Annotated in this window: 17 protein-coding genes; 13 read left to right on the forward strand and 4 right to left on the reverse strand. The window is 66.3% G+C overall.

The annotated features are described in order from the left end of the window. The first annotated feature begins 5 nt into the window (after positions 1-5). From DKB74_RS10425 to DKB74_RS10475, 11 genes are all read left to right on the forward strand, one after another. On the forward strand, positions 6-1,307 hold the full coding sequence (locus DKB74_RS10425; RefSeq protein WP_109808066.1) for a flagellar hook-length control protein FliK: 1,302 nt from the start codon (positions 6-8) through the stop codon (positions 1,305-1,307). A 17-nt stretch (positions 1,308-1,324) separates the two neighbouring features. Then, a complete protein-coding gene (locus DKB74_RS10430; protein WP_109808067.1) occupies positions 1,325-1,942 on the forward strand; it encodes a flagellar basal body-associated FliL family protein in 618 nt (205 codons plus the stop codon). Positions 1,943-1,948: 6 nt separating this feature from the next. Beyond that, entirely contained in the window at positions 1,949-2,893 is a 945-nt protein-coding gene (locus tag DKB74_RS10435; RefSeq protein WP_109808068.1) for a flagellar motor switch protein FliM, read from the forward strand. Further along, positions 2,890-3,189 (forward strand): flagellar motor switch protein FliN, encoded by a 300-nt coding sequence (gene fliN / locus DKB74_RS10440; protein ID WP_109808069.1) that lies wholly within the window; start codon positions 2,890-2,892, stop codon positions 3,187-3,189. The genes DKB74_RS10435 and fliN overlap by 4 nt, the downstream gene beginning before the upstream one ends. Next, a complete protein-coding gene (locus DKB74_RS10445; protein WP_109808070.1) occupies positions 3,186-3,440 on the forward strand; it encodes a flagellar biosynthetic protein FliO in 255 nt (84 codons plus the stop codon). Before fliN ends, DKB74_RS10445 begins: the two co-directional genes overlap by 4 nt. Positions 3,441-3,595: 155 nt before the next feature. Further along, complete coding sequence (gene fliP, locus DKB74_RS10450) at positions 3,596-4,363, forward strand: flagellar type III secretion system pore protein FliP (RefSeq protein WP_420822407.1); 768 nt, start codon at positions 3,596-3,598, stop codon at positions 4,361-4,363. 126 nt (positions 4,364-4,489) lie between these two features. After that, on the forward strand, positions 4,490-4,759 hold the full coding sequence (fliQ, locus tag DKB74_RS10455; RefSeq protein WP_109808071.1) for a flagellar biosynthesis protein FliQ: 270 nt from the start codon (positions 4,490-4,492) through the stop codon (positions 4,757-4,759). 138 nt (positions 4,760-4,897) lie between these two features. Then, positions 4,898-5,674, forward strand: a complete 777-nt coding sequence (gene fliR / locus DKB74_RS10460) for a flagellar biosynthetic protein FliR (protein ID WP_239987464.1) — start codon at positions 4,898-4,900, stop codon at positions 5,672-5,674. Next, complete coding sequence (locus DKB74_RS10465) at positions 5,674-6,810, forward strand: EscU/YscU/HrcU family type III secretion system export apparatus switch protein (RefSeq protein ID WP_109808073.1); 1,137 nt, start codon at positions 5,674-5,676, stop codon at positions 6,808-6,810. The genes fliR and DKB74_RS10465 overlap by 1 nt, the downstream gene beginning before the upstream one ends. A gap of 43 nt (positions 6,811-6,853) precedes the next feature. After that, positions 6,854-8,272, forward strand: a complete 1,419-nt coding sequence (fliD, locus tag DKB74_RS10470; protein WP_109808074.1) for a flagellar filament capping protein FliD — start codon at positions 6,854-6,856, stop codon at positions 8,270-8,272. Positions 8,273-8,276: 4 nt separating this feature from the next. Further along, positions 8,277-8,678, forward strand: a complete 402-nt coding sequence (locus tag DKB74_RS10475) for a flagellar export chaperone FliS (protein WP_109808075.1) — start codon at positions 8,277-8,279, stop codon at positions 8,676-8,678. 19 nt (positions 8,679-8,697) lie between these two features. On the opposite strand, the gene DKB74_RS10480 is transcribed toward DKB74_RS10475, so the two are convergent. Then, positions 8,698-9,771 carry a CaiB/BaiF CoA transferase family protein gene (locus DKB74_RS10480; protein WP_161956846.1) on the reverse strand — a complete coding sequence of 358 codons (1,074 nt, stop codon included), beginning with the start codon at positions 9,769-9,771 and terminating at the stop codon, positions 8,698-8,700. 111 nt (positions 9,772-9,882) lie between these two features. Here DKB74_RS10480 and DKB74_RS10485 point away from each other — a divergent pair, with 111 nt between their 5' ends. Continuing rightward, on the forward strand, positions 9,883-10,422 hold the full coding sequence (locus DKB74_RS10485) for an NADPH-dependent FMN reductase (RefSeq protein ID WP_109808077.1): 540 nt from the start codon (positions 9,883-9,885) through the stop codon (positions 10,420-10,422). Between the two features lie 75 nt (positions 10,423-10,497). Continuing rightward, on the forward strand, positions 10,498-11,100 hold the full coding sequence (locus DKB74_RS10490; protein WP_239987465.1) for a response regulator: 603 nt from the start codon (positions 10,498-10,500) through the stop codon (positions 11,098-11,100). Here DKB74_RS10490 and DKB74_RS10495 read toward each other — a convergent pair. The 3 genes from DKB74_RS10495 to lysA are packed head-to-tail and all read right to left on the reverse strand — an operon-like array spanning position 11,075 to position 14,060. Further along, positions 11,075-12,028 carry a zinc transporter ZntB gene (locus DKB74_RS10495; protein WP_109808078.1) on the reverse strand — a complete coding sequence of 318 codons (954 nt, stop codon included), beginning with the start codon at positions 12,026-12,028 and terminating at the stop codon, positions 11,075-11,077. The genes DKB74_RS10490 and DKB74_RS10495 overlap by 26 nt on opposite strands. Further along, the gene (locus DKB74_RS10500; RefSeq protein WP_109808079.1) at positions 12,025-12,801 is read right to left on the reverse strand and encodes a precorrin-2 dehydrogenase/sirohydrochlorin ferrochelatase family protein; all 777 of its coding nucleotides are present in this window, start codon (positions 12,799-12,801) and stop codon (positions 12,025-12,027) included. Before DKB74_RS10500 ends, DKB74_RS10495 begins: the two co-directional genes overlap by 4 nt. Beyond that, a complete protein-coding gene (lysA, locus tag DKB74_RS10505) occupies positions 12,798-14,060 on the reverse strand; it encodes a diaminopimelate decarboxylase (protein WP_109808080.1) in 1,263 nt (420 codons plus the stop codon). The genes DKB74_RS10500 and lysA overlap by 4 nt, the downstream gene beginning before the upstream one ends. Positions 14,061-14,156: the final 96 nt, after the last annotated feature.

Below are 14,156 nucleotides of genomic sequence, written 5' to 3' on the forward strand. Positions count from 1 at the left end.
TCAGGGTGCAGATTTCCGCGATCTCGGTTGCCGGTCCGGCCAGCGTCAGGCCTGAATCCGCGCCGCTTTCGGCCGGTTCGAGCGGGTTTGCGATCGCGCTGGCGGATGTTCGCATCGATCGCACACCCGATGGCAAGCTTGCCGGGCACGAACGGCAGGCGATTGCCGGAAGCGGCAAGAATTTGCCGGTTGCCGCCGCGGGAGACGGCGAGACCGAAGAGGACGGCGCGGAAGACGTGTTGTTCGGCTGGATGCCGGGCGTCGCCCCGCAGCCGGATGACAGCGGCGCGGCGGCCAATGCGACCGCCGATCGGCCCGCGCCGGTCCTGTCGCGCACGCCGCTCTCGCGCGGATTGCCGGGCGGCGCGGACGCGGGTTCGGCAGATGCGGCGACAGCGCCGCAAACCGCCCCGGCGCAGACCGGGGGCATAGAGGTTTCGAACAGTGCCTCGCGCACTGCTGCGGCGCCGCTTCCACCGTTCGGGGGGACGGTTGGAAGCGGCCCGCAGGGAATCGCGAAGGCTGATGGCGCCGTTGCACCGGCGTCGACCACGCCGCCCATGGGCGGCGCGACCGTGCAACCGGCGATACCGACAGTGCCGAACGGCGCGCCGTCCTCCGCCGTCGCTCCGGTTCAGGCGGAGAGTGTATCTTCCGCGATCCAGACCGCCGGAGCGCCGAACATCGCGCTTGCCGCCGCGCTGCCGATGCCCGCCAATCCGCTGGTCCGCGACATCATGCCGCGCGCGGCGATCGGCGACTGGGCGCTGGAGGACCGGCGTGCGCCGGGCGCCGCCACGGGCGGTACGGGAGGATTGGAAGCGCTGATCGCGGGCGGAGCGGGGGCTGCCGCCGATGTTCGTGCCGTCGCCGCCGCTGCGGGGGGCAGCGAGGCGCAGCTCGACATGACCGGCGATGGCTGGGTCGAGGATATGATCGACCATATCGACGTGCTGCGCGATGCCGGCGGCACGCGCGTCGCCCGGCTGCGACTGTCGCCCGATGCGCTGGGTCGGATTGATATCTCGGTCCATCGCCAGGGTGATTCGACGCATGTCCGGATCGACGCGCACGAACATGCCGCGCGCGCGATGCTCGCGGACGCGGCGCCGCGCCTCACCGAACTTGCCGAAGCGCGCGGCATTCGCCTGTCGCAGACACTGGCCGATGCGGGCCAGTCGGGCGCGGGCACGGCCGGGGGCGAGCAACGTCCCGCCGCCCCGGCGCAGCCGGTGCTTTCCGATGCGCCGGCCGCCGCGCGCGCCGGGGACACCGCCGAAGACATTCTTACTGACCGTATTGCCTGATCATCCGGGAGCCGAAGATGAGCGACGAAACGACCGAAGGTACCAAGCCCAAGAAGAAAAAGGGCGGATTGATGAAAATGCTGCTGCTGATCGTCGGGCTGCTTGTCCTGGTCGGCGGCGGCGTGGGCGGTGGCCTCTATGCCGCGCAGGCCGGATGGCTGGGCGGCGGCGGCGATCATGCCGCAAAAGTCGATGAGCCCGGCCTCGTCCCCAAATCCGAGCAGAAGCGCGCCGGCGAAGAAGGCGGCGGCCATGGTGAAGAAGGCGGGGAAAGCCATGAAGGCACGCCGACGCCCGAGGGCCAGGGCGGCGAGCAATATGCCTCCAATTACTACACGCTCGAAAAGGAGTTCACTTCGAACCTTCAGAACAGCGTGCATTTCATCCAGGTGGGGCTGGCCGTGGCGACACATTATGACGACCGCGTGATCCAGAACCTGCGCACGCACGAAATCGCGGTGCGATCGGCGGTGTTGATGACGCTGAGCGAAACCACCGAGGAACAGGTGTTCACCGTCGAGGGCAAGCGCCAGCTTCAGAAGCGTCTGGTCGATGCGATCAACGGCGTGCTCAAACAAAAAGAGGGTTTTGGGGGGATTGGTAACGTCTACTTTACCAATTTCATTGTTCAGTGAACGGGCATGGTTAACGCCCTTTCAGAAACGCAGGCGCCCGAACGGCGCGAACGCCCCCGGGCCGGAGCGGATCACGCCCCGGCACTGGGGTCGTCGCCGCTCAATCCGTTCGGCGACCTGGTAACGCTCCAGCATCTTTCGGCACGACTGGCCAAGGGGCTGAAGCCGATGCTCGAAGCGATGATGCGGCGCGAGCTGCGCTGCTGGGCCGAACCCTTGGTCGTGCAGCGTTTTTCCGATTACCGCGCTGAACGCGGCGACGGTCTGACCGCATGGCAGCCGCTGGCGATGGAGCCGGGGCGTGCGCGCGCGCTGATCGTGATCGACGGGGCGCTGGTGCTCGAAATGCTCGATGCGTTTTTCGGCGGCGAGGGCGAAGCGCCTTCGCCGATGCCCGAGGAGTTCACGACATCGGCGGAAACGATGGTCGCGCGGATCGCGCGCGGCATGATCGCGCCGCTGCGCACTGCGTGGGAACCGGTATCGAAGATCGATTTCGCCGAAGTTTCCGATGCCAGCTGCGCCTCCGCACCCGATCTGGGCGAGGCGCCGATGGTGGTGACTCGCTTCGGCTTTGCGGCGGGCGACGCCGCTCCTGCCTTTATCGATCTCGTCTATCCGGTCGCCGGGCTGAAGCCGCATGGCGCGAAGCTGACCGCCAAGGTCCGGTCGGCGCAGGCCGATGTCGAACCGCAATGGCGCACCGAGCTGACCCGCGCGGTGATGTCGGTGAAACTGCCGGTCCGATCGGTTCTTGCCGAACCGACGATCGCGCTGGGCCGGCTGATGGAGCTCAAGACCGGCGACATCATACCGATCGAATTCGGTCCCGAAGTCCCGGTGATGGTCGGCGACCGCCGGCTGGGCACCGGCCAGGTCGGCACCGCCAATGGGTTTGCCGCCGTCCGCCTGACGGCGATCGAGGAATTTGAAGAGGGGGATTTCCAATGAACGACATGACCGGCGCATTTCCGGTCGACGCGGCGCTGGCGGCCAATTTCCGGCTGCTGCAGGACGTCGGCGTAAAGCTTACGGTAGAGATCGGCTCGACCAGCCTGTCGCTGCGCGAATTGCTCGCGCTGGGCGAAGAGAGCGTGATCGAGCTCGACCGCGAAGCCAATGAACTGCTCGACGTCTTCGTCAACGGCACGCTGATCGGCCGCGGCGAAGTGGTGACGGTGGGCGACAAGTTCGGGGTGCGGATGACCGAGCTGGTCAATCCGGAGAAGCGAGTCGCCAACGCATGATCTGGGCCTATGTCCTGAAGCTGGTCATCCTGCTGCCGCTCGTCTGCGGCTTGCTGATCGGCTGCCTCTATCTCTGGCGCAAGCTCGAGGGGCGGCTGCCGCGCGCGCAGGGCGAGCGGATGATCCAGGTGAAGGAAACGATGATGGTTTCGCCCGGCGTCCGGCTGGCGGTCGTCGATTTCGAGGGGCGCCGCCTGCTTGTATCGGTCGCGCGCTCCGGCGTGACTCTGGTCGATCGGGGCGAGGGATGATTTTCGTTCCAGCCCGTCGCTCCTGCGAAGGCGCGAGCCTGTTGCTGTCGCGTGTCGCCGAAGCGCTGACACAGGCGACAGCGCATCTGTTTCAAGCGATTGCGCGATATGCTTCAGCCATGGGCCGCTGCCTGCGCAGGGGCGACGTGCGGCTTATGGTTGCGGCTCTTCTGGCGGTGATGCTGTTCGCGACGCCCGCCTTTGCGCAAGGGGCGCCGTTGCCGGCTCCCGCGACGCCGGGGGTCGGCGATGCGCTCGATCGCGCGCTGGGCGATCTGGGCGGCAATGACGCACCGCTCAGCCTGTCGCTTCAGGTCCTTATCATCATGGGCCTGCTCACGATCCTGCCGGGCATCATCCTGATGATGACCAGCTTCACCCGGATCGTGATCGTGCTGGCGATCCTGCGTCAGGCACTGGGCCTGCAACAGACCCCGCCCAATCAGGTACTGATCGGGCTCGCGCTGTTTTTGAGCTTCTTCGTGATGGCGCCGGTGGTCAATCAGGCGAACACGACCGCGATCCAGCCCTATGCCGCCGGACAGATCAGCTCGACCGAGATGATTTCGGGTGTCGGCAAGTCGCTCCACGCCTTCATGCTCAAGCAGACGCGGGTGAAAGACGTCACCATGTTTGCCGACATGGCCAAGACGGGGCCGATCGCCAAGCCGGAAGACACGCCCTTTTCGGTGCTGCTGCCCGCATTCGTGACCAGCGAGCTGAAGACCGCGTTCCAGATCGGCTTTCTCGTCTTCCTGCCGTTCATCGTGATCGACCTTGTGGTCGCGACGGTGCTGATGAGCCTGGGCATGATGATGATGTCGCCGACGATCATTTCGCTGCCCTTCAAGCTGCTCCTCTTCGTCCTTGTCGACGGATGGGCGCTGACGATGGGGTCGCTCGCTTCGAGTTTCGTGACGTGACGGACGAAGGAAGCGCACCGTTCGCCCTGAGCCTGTCGAAGGGCGAGAACCCACGAGCGCAGCGCTCGCGGAACGCGGGGCTTCGACAAGCTCAGCCCCAACGGGAATTTACTGGAGTGCAGGTTGATGGACGCTGATTATTTCCTTTCCGTCGCGCGGCAGGCGGTATGGGTGCTGGCGCTGGCATCGGCACCGATCCTGATTCCGGCGCTGCTTTCGGGTCTGGTGCTCGGCATGGTGCAGGCGGCAACCTCGATCAACGAACAGACTTTGTCGTTCGTGCCCAAGCTGGCCATCGTCGGGTTCAGCCTCGTCATTTTCGGGGGCATGATCCTGGGGCTGCTCAGCGATTTCACCATCGATATCTTCGCGCGCATTCCCGAGCTGGTGCGATAGCGCGGTGCCGCCCGCCAGCCCATTTCCGTCGAACAACCAACCGTTCGTGTCGTGCGAAGTCGAGACACGCTGGCCGCGCGCCGGCGATACGTCCCTCGACTGCGCTCGGGACGCACGGGGGCAGTGGAGCTCGCGGGTATGACCATGGGCTTCGGCCTTTCTGTCGAGCCGCAGCTCTGGGCGTTGCTGTTCGTGATGGTGCGCGTCGGTGCGGCGTTTCTGGCCGCGCCGGTGTTCAGCGCGGTTTCGGTGCCGCTGCCCGCGCGCATCGCGCTGACCGGCGCGATCGGCGTGCTGACAATGCACGCCGCGCCGGTGGTGCCGCCCGAAGACATCTTCTCGATCACCACCATGTTGATGGTCGCAGCCGAAGCGCTGATCGGCCTTGCCATCGGTTTCGTTCTGCAAATCGCCTTTTCCGCGCCGCTCGTCGCCAGCGAAGTGATGGGCATTTCGATGGGGCTGGGCTTTGCCCAGGCAGTCGATCCGCAAAGCCAGACCTCGACTCCGGCGCTCGGCCAGTTCCTGTCGGTGCTGCTGACTTTGTTGTTCCTGTCGGTCGACGGGCATCTCGTGCTCGTCGACCTGGTCGTGCGCAGCTATGAACTGATGCCGCCGGGCGAGGCGTGGCTCAATCCGCAGCGACTGCTCAACATCGCGCTGTTCGGCGGCTATGCGTTTCTGGCCGGGTTGCTGCTCGCGCTGCCGGTCGGCTTCCTGCTGCTCTGCGTCAATGTGATCGTCGGCATGCTGTCGCGCTCGGCGCCCGCACTCAACCTGTTCGCGGTGGGCCTGCCGGCCAGCCTGGCGATGGGGGTGATCGCGATCCTGATCGCGCTGCCCGCAATGGGCGATTATCTGCAGGTCATCATCCACGAAGCGCTTGAAGCTTCGCAGACGCTGGTGCTCGGCTGATGGCGGAGTCATTCGGCGAAAAGACCGAGGCACCAACCCCGAAACGCAAGCGCAAGGCGCGCGAGGACGGCAATGTCCTCAAGTCGCGCGATTTCGCTGCGGCGCTGGTGGTGCTGGCGGGGTGCGGCTGGATGGCGTTCATGGGGCCGGCGATGCTGTCGGCCTGCCGCGAAGTGATGCGCGCGAGCTTTACCTTTGGTCGCGCCGATATCGAGGATTTCGAACCCTGGCGCGCGCTTGTCGAAGCGGGGTGGAAGCTGGCGCCTTCGCTCGCCAGCCTGCTCGTGCTGGTGATGATCGCTGCCGTGGCGAGCCAGGCGGGGATCGGCGCGCTGACATGGAACGGCAAGCTGATCGCGCCCAAGGGATCGCGGATCAATCCTGCATCGGGGCTCAAGCGTATCTTTGGCCCCAATGGCTGGATCGAACTCGGCAAATCGCTGCTCAAGGTCGTGCTGCTGGTTTCGATAGGCGCCTGGATGCTCAGCAGCGCATCGGGATCGATGATGGGGCTCGTCTCATCGGATATCGACAGCGCCATCGGCGCGCTGGGCGGACAATTCGTCGCGCTGATCTTTGCCATGGCCGGGGGGCTCGCCCTGATCGCGGGCATCGATTTGCCGGTTCAGATCGTCCGCCATCTCGGCAAGCTCAAAATGACCAAGCAGGAAGTGAAGGACGAGCACAAGGAAAGCGAAGGGTCGCCCGAAAACAAGGCGGCGCAGCGCCAGCGCCAGCGCGAAATCGTCAAGGGCGGGCTGCGCAAGAGCGTGCAGACGGCGCATGTCGTGATCACCAACCCGACGCATTTTTCGGTCGCGCTGCGCTATGACCAGGGCAATGATCAGGTGCCGGTGGTGGTCGCCAAGGGGCGCGGCCAGACCGCGCTGGCGATCCGCGAACTCGCCGCGGAGTTCGCCGTGCCGGTGCTCGAATATCCGGCGCTCGCCCGTGCCTGCTATTATACCAGCCGCGAGGGGCAGGAGATCCGCGACGACCTGTATATGGCAGTCGCGACAGTCCTGGCCTTTGTCTTCGGCATCAATCGCAGCGCCGGCGGCGCGGCGCCGTCGATCGACCTGCCGCAAACCGCATTGTTCGACGAAAATGGTCTGCAACCGGGCGCAAAACGCTAAAGGCGGCGCGCGCGCGGCCGTCCATCGGATCAGGAGGACGTAAGTGACGACGGCATCGATCATATCCACGCTGGGCGCCGGGTCGGGCATCGACACCAAGCAGCTCGTCAGCGATCTGGTCGACGCGCAATATGCCGCCGAAACCAGCAAATATGACACCAACAGCGAAACGCTCGACACGCAGATATCTGCGGTCGGCGATCTGCTGTCGGGCATCACCGGCTTTGCGGGCGCGCTCAAATCGCGCGCCACCGACGGCAGCCTGGCGACTCAGCCGACCAGCTCGGACAGTTCGATCCTGTCGGTATCGGCGCTATCGGGTGCGAGCGTCAGCGGCCTCGACGCGCAGATCGAAGTGCGCCAGCTCGCCTCTGCCCAGGTTGCCAGCACCGGCGTGATCGCGGGCGCGGATGCGCGGATCGGCACCGGCACGCTGACGCTGACGTTCGGCTCGGCGAGCGTCAGCGACGGCGCGATGACCGATTTCACTGCCGGCGAGAAAACATTCGATATCGTGATCGGCGAGGATGATGCGACGCTCCAGGGGGTTGCCGACGCGATCAACGCGGCCAAGGCGGGGGTTACGGCATCGATCCTGACCGATGCCGACGGCGCGCGCCTCGTGCTCAAGAGCGCCACGGGCGCGGACCAGGCATTCACGCTGACCGCCGCCGAAACCGAAGGCGATGAAGGGCTCGCCGCACTCGACATCGGTGTCGGCGCGACCGGCACGACCATCGGCACCGCCGCAGCCGACGCGATCGTTGCCGTCGACGGTATTGCCGTCCGGCGCGGCAGCAACACCATCACCGACCTGATCCCGGGGGTGAAGATCAACCTGTCAAAGGCGGCGCCGGGCACGACGCTGAAGCTGGGATCCGAACGCCCCACTGCCGCGCTGAGCGCGGTGGTCAGCGATTTCGTCGATACCTATAACCAGTATCTGGGGATGATCGGCGATGCGACCGATGTTTCGACCGGCACGCTGAAGAATGATTCGGCGGTGCGCACGCTGTCGCGTTCGCTGAGCGGGCTTACGCTCGCGCCGCTGATCGCCGATGCGCCGGCGGGAACGCCGACGACGCTGGCCGAAATCGGCGTTGCCACCAATCGCGACGGCACGCTTTCGGTCGATACCGAACGGCTGGAGGCCGCGCTGGCGCGTTTTCCCGATTCGGTCGAAAAGATGTTCGCCGCAGCGAACGGACTGCCGTCGAAAATGGCGGATATCTCCGCTGCCGCGTCGAGCGCCAAGACCGGCCTCGCCGCCAGCCAGACGCGCTATACCGACAAGCAGGACGATCTGGATGAGCGGCACGAAGCGGCGCTGACCGCCGCCGAAAGCCTGCGCACCCGGCTGACTCAGCAATATGCGGCGATGGATGCCAAGGTCGCTTCGTACAAGGCGACTCAGGACTTCATCAAGCAGCAGGTCGATGCGTGGAACGCGTCGAGCAACTGAACCCATGAACCGCTATGCCTCCCCTCTCGCCCGCAGTCCTGCGGAAACCTATCGGCGGATCGACATCGCCGGTCGGACGGGCGAGGCCGATCCGCATCGGCTGGTCGGGCTGCTCTACGAAGAAGGCGTCAGCGCGTTGCGCGCCGCCGCCTTTGCGATCGAGCAGGGACAGGCGCGCGTGCGCAACGACCGGATCTCGCGCGCGACGGCGATTCTGTTCGCGCTGGAGGCCGGGCTCGATTTCGATCAGGGCGGCGAAATCGCGCGAACGCTGGCGACCTTCTATCACGGGCTGCGCCAGCAGGTGCTGGCGGCGTCGACCGGCATCGATCCCGCCCCGCTTCGCGACGCGGCCGACAGCCTTCAGGAAATCGCGGGTGCGTGGAGCGCGGTGCGGGCGAGCTGAATATCCGCCGTCGCGACCGTCATTGCCAGCGTGAGAGGATGGTTTCGACATCCTCGGGCTGTTGCGCCACGGCCTGGGCGGGCGATCCGGAAAAGCGCGGCGCAGGCATCGGCTGCAGCATTCCGAGCGGCGATCCGAACAGGCCGCGCGCCATGTTATGCGGATGATGCGGCGCTTCGGCGAGCGACAGCACGGGCGACACGCATGCGTCCAGATCGGCGAACCGCTCTGCCCAGCCTTCGCGCGGGCGCGCCGAAAATGCCTCGGCAAATGCCGATTCCATGTCCGGCCAGCAGCTGCGGTCGAACTGTTTGAAACGATCCGGTGCGATTTCCAGCCCCTCGCATAACGCGCGGAAATGGACGGGTTCGAGCGCCCCCACTGCGACATGGCGGCCATCGGCACAGGCATAGCAGCGATAGAAGGGCGCGCCGCCATCGACCAGATTGGCCGCGCGCCGGTCATGCCAGCGGCCCCCGGCGTGGAGCGCGTAATGCAGCGTCATCATCGACGCCGAACCATCGACCTGGGCCGCGTCGATCACCTGGCCCCTGCCGGTCGCCTGGGACGACAGGATGCCCGCGACCATGCCGAGCGCCAGATAGAGCGCGCTGCCGCATTCGCCGACCAGATTGAGCGGCGGGACCGGTGTATCTTCGGTGCCGATCGCATGCAGTGCGCCGCTGATCGCCAGATGGTTGATATCGTTGCCGCCGCGTCCCGACAGCGGGCCGTCGAGCCCCCATCCGCCCGCGCGGCCATACACCAGCCCGGGATGGGCATTGATGCAACGGGCCGGATCGAGCTCCAGCTCCTCCATCGTGCCCGGACGGAATCCTTCCATCAGCCCGTCGGCGAGCGTGATCAGCGCGAAGACCTGTTCGCGCGCTGCGGGATCGGAAAGATCGAGCGACAATTCGGAGCGCCCGCGAAACAGCGACGGCGCAACCGCGCTGCCGTCCGGTGCGCTGCGCCGGATGCGGATGACGTCGCATCCCATATCGGCCAGCAACATCCCCGCGAGCGGCACCTGACCGGTCGAACCGAATTCGATAATCCTTACGCCAGCCAGTGGTCCGTGCGTAAATTCCACGCGCCCTTCCCCTCGAATCGCCCCATGATGCGGTAATAGTCGTAGCGGGCGGGCCAGACAAAGCGGCTTGGCGGTGGTTTCCGTCCCGCAATTCCGCTAGCGGGACAGGTGATGACCGAACCGCACATCGTCGCACTGGGTGGCACGCTGCGCCCGCAATCCTCCACTGGCCGGGCGCTTGCCGCCGCGCTCGCCATTGCCGAGGCGCGCGGTGCGCGCACGACGCTGCTTACCGGCGAAGCGATCGACTTTCCCAATTTCGATCCCGAAGCGGCGGAAAACCTGCCGCGCGTCGATGCGTTCATCGAAACGCTGCGCAGCGCAGATGCGGTGCTGATCGGCTCGCCCGGCTATCACGGCACGCTTTCGGGGCTGGTCAAGAATGCGCTCGACCATGTCGAGCTGACCAGCAAGGACGCGCGCGTCTATTTCGACGGCATGCCGGTCGGGCTGATCGCCACGGCGGCGGGGTGGCAGGCGGCGGTTTCGACATTGCAGGCGCTGCGCACCGTCGCGCATGCGCTGCGCGGCTGGCCGACGCCGATCGGCATCGCGATCAACACGATGGGCGAAGGCGATGCGGTGGCCGAATGCACGGGGCAGATGGCGATCATGGTCGGCCAGATCTTCGATTTCCTGGATCGACGCTGACCTGCCGACGCCGGGCTTAACCATTTTGTGACCGCTGCCGCCTAGCATGCGCCACTCCATACATGGGGGCTGGCGATGGACGATTCGGCAGGCGAAAATCGGCATTTGGCGTCGCGCAAACATATGCGGACCATATTGGCCGTCGATGAGAGCCGGACGAACCTCAACGTCATGGCGCGTCGACTCGGCGATCTGGGCTATATGGTCGTCCAGTCGGACAGCGGCGCCGAAGCGCTCGACCTGATATCGGGGCGCGGGTTCGATCTGGTCCTGCTCGACATGCGGATGCCGCATGTCAACGGACTGGCGGTGCTGCGCGAAATCCGCAGCGCGCCCGATACCGCCGATCTGCCCGTCATCATGATTACCGGCGGCGACGATCCGCAAAGCGGAGTCGATGCGCTGGCTTCGGGGGCGGACGATTATGTCGCCAAACCGTTCGAATTTTCGGTGCTTGCCGCGCGGATCGCACGCACGCTGGCGCGGTCGCGGCGGATCGAGGAATTGAAGCGATCGAACCTTGCGCTCGACGCGCGGATCGCGGCGCGCGCGATCGAACTGGGCGAAGCGCGCACCGAACTGGCGACCAGCCGTGCCGACCGGACCCGGCTGATCGCTTCGATTCAGGCGCTGCACGACGAAGTCGAGCGGCTCAGCGTCGGAACCAGTGCCTTCTGACGAAATAGGCAGTGATGGCGATCGCCATCACGACGCAAACCAGGACCACGCCGTCAAACGCCCAGGGGCGATGGGCAAAGGGTATCCCCTCGACATTCATGCCGAGCAGGCCGGTCAGGAACGTCAGCGGCAGGAACACCATCGCCACCACCGCGATGATCAGCGAGCGCTGATCGATCTGTTCGGCGCGCAGATCGGTCAGCGTTTCATGCGTCAGCGCAGCGCGTTCGCGAATGCTCTCCAGCTCTTCGGCCATGCGCGCGGCGCGATCGGCGGCGGCGGCGAGATGAAGGCGATCATCGTCGCGCAGCCAGGGTTGCGGCAGCGTGCTGAGCTTTTCCAGCGCGGAGCGTTGCGGCGACAGGAAGCGGCGATAGCCGATCGCGCGAATCCGCACATCGTTGACGCTGCGCCGCAATTCGAACGCATGGGCAATGTCGAGGTTTTCCTCGCAATCGTCGAGCCCGTCGCCCAGATCGGCGACCATCGGATCGAGCTCGGCCGTGATCGCATCGCCGATTGCGGCGATCAGGTCGCCGGGGTCGAGCACGCGTCCGTTTTCGACCTGCAGCCGGACCGAATCGACCGCGTTCATCGGCTTGCGCGTTACCGAGAAGACATTGCCTTCGCTGGCATAGAGGCGGATCGACGCCAGCGGATCCGATGCAGTGAGCATTGCCGAGGAAAGTCCGCGAAGATTGATCACCGCGCCATCGCCCACCGGATCGCAGCGCGGCCGGGTTTCCGCCGCCGTCAGCGCATCGACGATGAACGGGGGCAATTGCGCCGCGTCGGTCAGCCAGCGCCGGGCCTGATCGTCATTGGTGGTAAGGTGGAACCAGCGCAGTTCGCCGGCGCGCTGCAATGCATCGTGCAGGTCGGGCGATTCGACATGGCCGTCGTGCACCACATAGGCAAAGCCGCTCATCGCTTCATCTCCAGATCCAGGGAAAGGCCGGGGCCGGGATCGGCGGGCGGCGCGGCGCAGGGGTGCCGCGCCGCGTCGGCCCGGGCGCGGTCGAGGATCGCGGCGGGAACGTCCGCGCGATGGAAGACCCTGTCCGCCTGCCCCAGCAGGCGCGCGGTGCGCAGCGTCAGATCATCGGGGTCGACCGAAGTCAGCGTGATGCGGACCAGATCGGACCCTGCCGGAGTGTCGGCCGCCGCCAGCCACCCGGCCACACAGTCCTCCGCGTGATCGGCAAGAGGGTCGAGCGCGCCGCCGGGCGCCAGCGCGGCGCCGATGGCGCGGCGCCGGTCGCCGCCATCGGGCCAGCGGGTCCGCAACGCCGCCCGCGCCTCTTTCAGTCCCGAAGCCAGTGCGCCCAGCCCGGCGGGGAGCAGTGTTTCGAAACGCTGGCGCAGCGCCGCCGCAAGTCCCGCCGAAGCGCCGCCGGTGGCGATGGCGATCAGCACCGGATCGCGGTCGACAATCGCCGGCAGCGTGAAGTCGCACTGGTCGGGCCGGTCGGTGGCGTTGATCAGCACGCCGCGCGCCCTGAGCCGGGCGATCGCGGCGATTGCGGTTTCGGTGTCTTCGATGGCGACAATCGCCAGCGCCGCGTCGCCATCCTCGCCGCAAATCCGCGCACCGGCACGTTCGAGCAGACGGCGTTTCGCCTGGGCGGCCTCGCCCTCGCCGAGCAGAATCACCGGCCGTCCGGCGAGCCGCAGCAGCACCGGAAGGCCGGTTGCGCTCATGCGGTCAGCCAGTCCGGGACATTCTCCTCGGACATGATCGTTTCCGCAGCGATGCGTTCGGCGACGATGGCATAGCGGCTGCCCTCGACCAGCACTTCGGGCACCAGCGGGCGGCTGTTATAGGTGCTCGCCATCGTCGCGCCATAGGCGCCGGCGCTACGCAGGACGATCAGGTCGCCGCTCTCGACCGCGTCGATTTCGCGCGCCTTGGCAAAGACATCGCTCGATTCGCATACCGGTCCGGCGATGTTCGCGGTGATCCGCGTGCCGCTTGGGCGCACCGATTCGACGGCGTGATAGGCGTCGTACATGGCGACGCGGGTCAGATCGTTCATCGCGCCGTCGACAATGACCCAGGGATGGGTAACGCCCGGCTTCACCCACAGGACCTCGGTAACGAAGACGCCGGCATTGGCGGCGATGACGCGGCCCGGTTCGAACATCAGCTCGACGTCCCAGTCGCGCGTCACGCGCGCTACCATCGCGCCGAAATCGGCGGGGCTCGGCGGGGTTTCGCCGGGACGATAGGGGACGCCCAGGCCGCCGCCCAGATCGACATGGGTGATGGCGTGCCCGCCCGCCCGGAGATCGGCCACCAGCGCGCCGACGCGGGTAAAGGCGGCTTCGAGCGGGTCGAGGCTGGTCAGCTGGCTGCCGATATGGACGGCCACGCCGCGCAAATTCAGGCCGGGCAGCTTTGCCAGCCGGTCGAATATCGCCGGTGCCTGATCGATCGGCAGGCCGAACTTGTTCTCTGCCTTGCCGGTCGAAATCTTTTCATGCGTGCCTGCATCGACATCGGGATTGACGCGCAGCACCGCAGGCGCCGTGATCCCGCGTTCGGCAGCGAGCTGTGCCAGCACGACGCCTTCTTCCTCAAGCTCCAGATTGAACTGGCCGATTCCGGCGTCGAGCGCGGCGGCGAGTTCCCTGCGCGACTTTCCGACGCCCGAAAAGACGATGTCCTTTGCCGCCATGCCGCTCGCCAGCGCGCGCTTCATTTCGCCCACCGAAACCACGTCCGCGCCGAACCCTTCCTGTGCCAGCACGCGCAGCACCGCGAGGTTGGGATTGGCCTTGATCGCAAAGGCGCAATGGACGCGCGGCAGCGCCGACAGCCCTTCGCGAAACACCCGCGCATGGCGGCGCAGCGTCGCCGCCGAATAGATATAGACCGGCGTGCCGACTTCGGCTGCGATCCGCGAAACCGGAATATCCTCGGCGTAGAGCTCGCCGTTCTGAAGCGTGAAATGATCCATGGCGCGCCGTCCATGGGGGAAAGCGAAAGCGCTGGAAAGGGACTTTTCTGGCTGCACGGCATTGCAGATATGTTGTTGCGTACCCTAAACGATGTG

The sequence above is a fragment of the Stakelama portus genome (assembly GCF_003171655.1).
Classification (GTDB): Bacteria; Pseudomonadota; Alphaproteobacteria; order Sphingomonadales; family Sphingomonadaceae; genus Sphingomonas; species Sphingomonas portus.

Bases quoted from the DNA above. Each gene is read 5' to 3' on its own strand.
- DKB74_RS10490 (WP_239987465.1), top strand. From the start codon at position 10,498: ATGGACGATTCGGCAGGCGAAAATCGGCATTTGGCGTCGCGCAAACAT.
- fliR (WP_239987464.1), top strand. From the start codon at position 4,898: ATGACCATGGGCTTCGGCCTTTCTGTCGAGCCGCAGCTCTGGGCGTTG.
- fliQ (WP_109808071.1), top strand. From the start codon at position 4,490: ATGGACGCTGATTATTTCCTTTCCGTCGCGCGGCAGGCGGTATGGGTG.
- DKB74_RS10500 (WP_109808079.1), bottom strand. From the start codon at position 12,801: ATGAGCGCAACCGGCCTTCCGGTGCTGCTGCGGCTCGCCGGACGGCCG.
- DKB74_RS10430 (WP_109808067.1), top strand. From the start codon at position 1,325: ATGAGCGACGAAACGACCGAAGGTACCAAGCCCAAGAAGAAAAAGGGC.
- DKB74_RS10435 (WP_109808068.1), top strand. From the start codon at position 1,949: ATGGTTAACGCCCTTTCAGAAACGCAGGCGCCCGAACGGCGCGAACGC.
- DKB74_RS10485 (WP_109808077.1), top strand. From the start codon at position 9,883: ATGACCGAACCGCACATCGTCGCACTGGGTGGCACGCTGCGCCCGCAA.
- fliN (WP_109808069.1), top strand. From the start codon at position 2,890: ATGAACGACATGACCGGCGCATTTCCGGTCGACGCGGCGCTGGCGGCC.
- DKB74_RS10495 (WP_109808078.1), bottom strand. From the start codon at position 12,028: ATGAGCGGCTTTGCCTATGTGGTGCACGACGGCCATGTCGAATCGCCC.
- DKB74_RS10445 (WP_109808070.1), top strand. From the start codon at position 3,186: ATGATCTGGGCCTATGTCCTGAAGCTGGTCATCCTGCTGCCGCTCGTC.
- DKB74_RS10465 (WP_109808073.1), top strand. From the start codon at position 5,674: ATGGCGGAGTCATTCGGCGAAAAGACCGAGGCACCAACCCCGAAACGC.
- lysA (WP_109808080.1), bottom strand. From the start codon at position 14,060: ATGGATCATTTCACGCTTCAGAACGGCGAGCTCTACGCCGAGGATATT.
- DKB74_RS10475 (WP_109808075.1), top strand. From the start codon at position 8,277: ATGAACCGCTATGCCTCCCCTCTCGCCCGCAGTCCTGCGGAAACCTAT.
- fliP (WP_420822407.1), top strand. From the start codon at position 3,596: ATGGTTGCGGCTCTTCTGGCGGTGATGCTGTTCGCGACGCCCGCCTTT.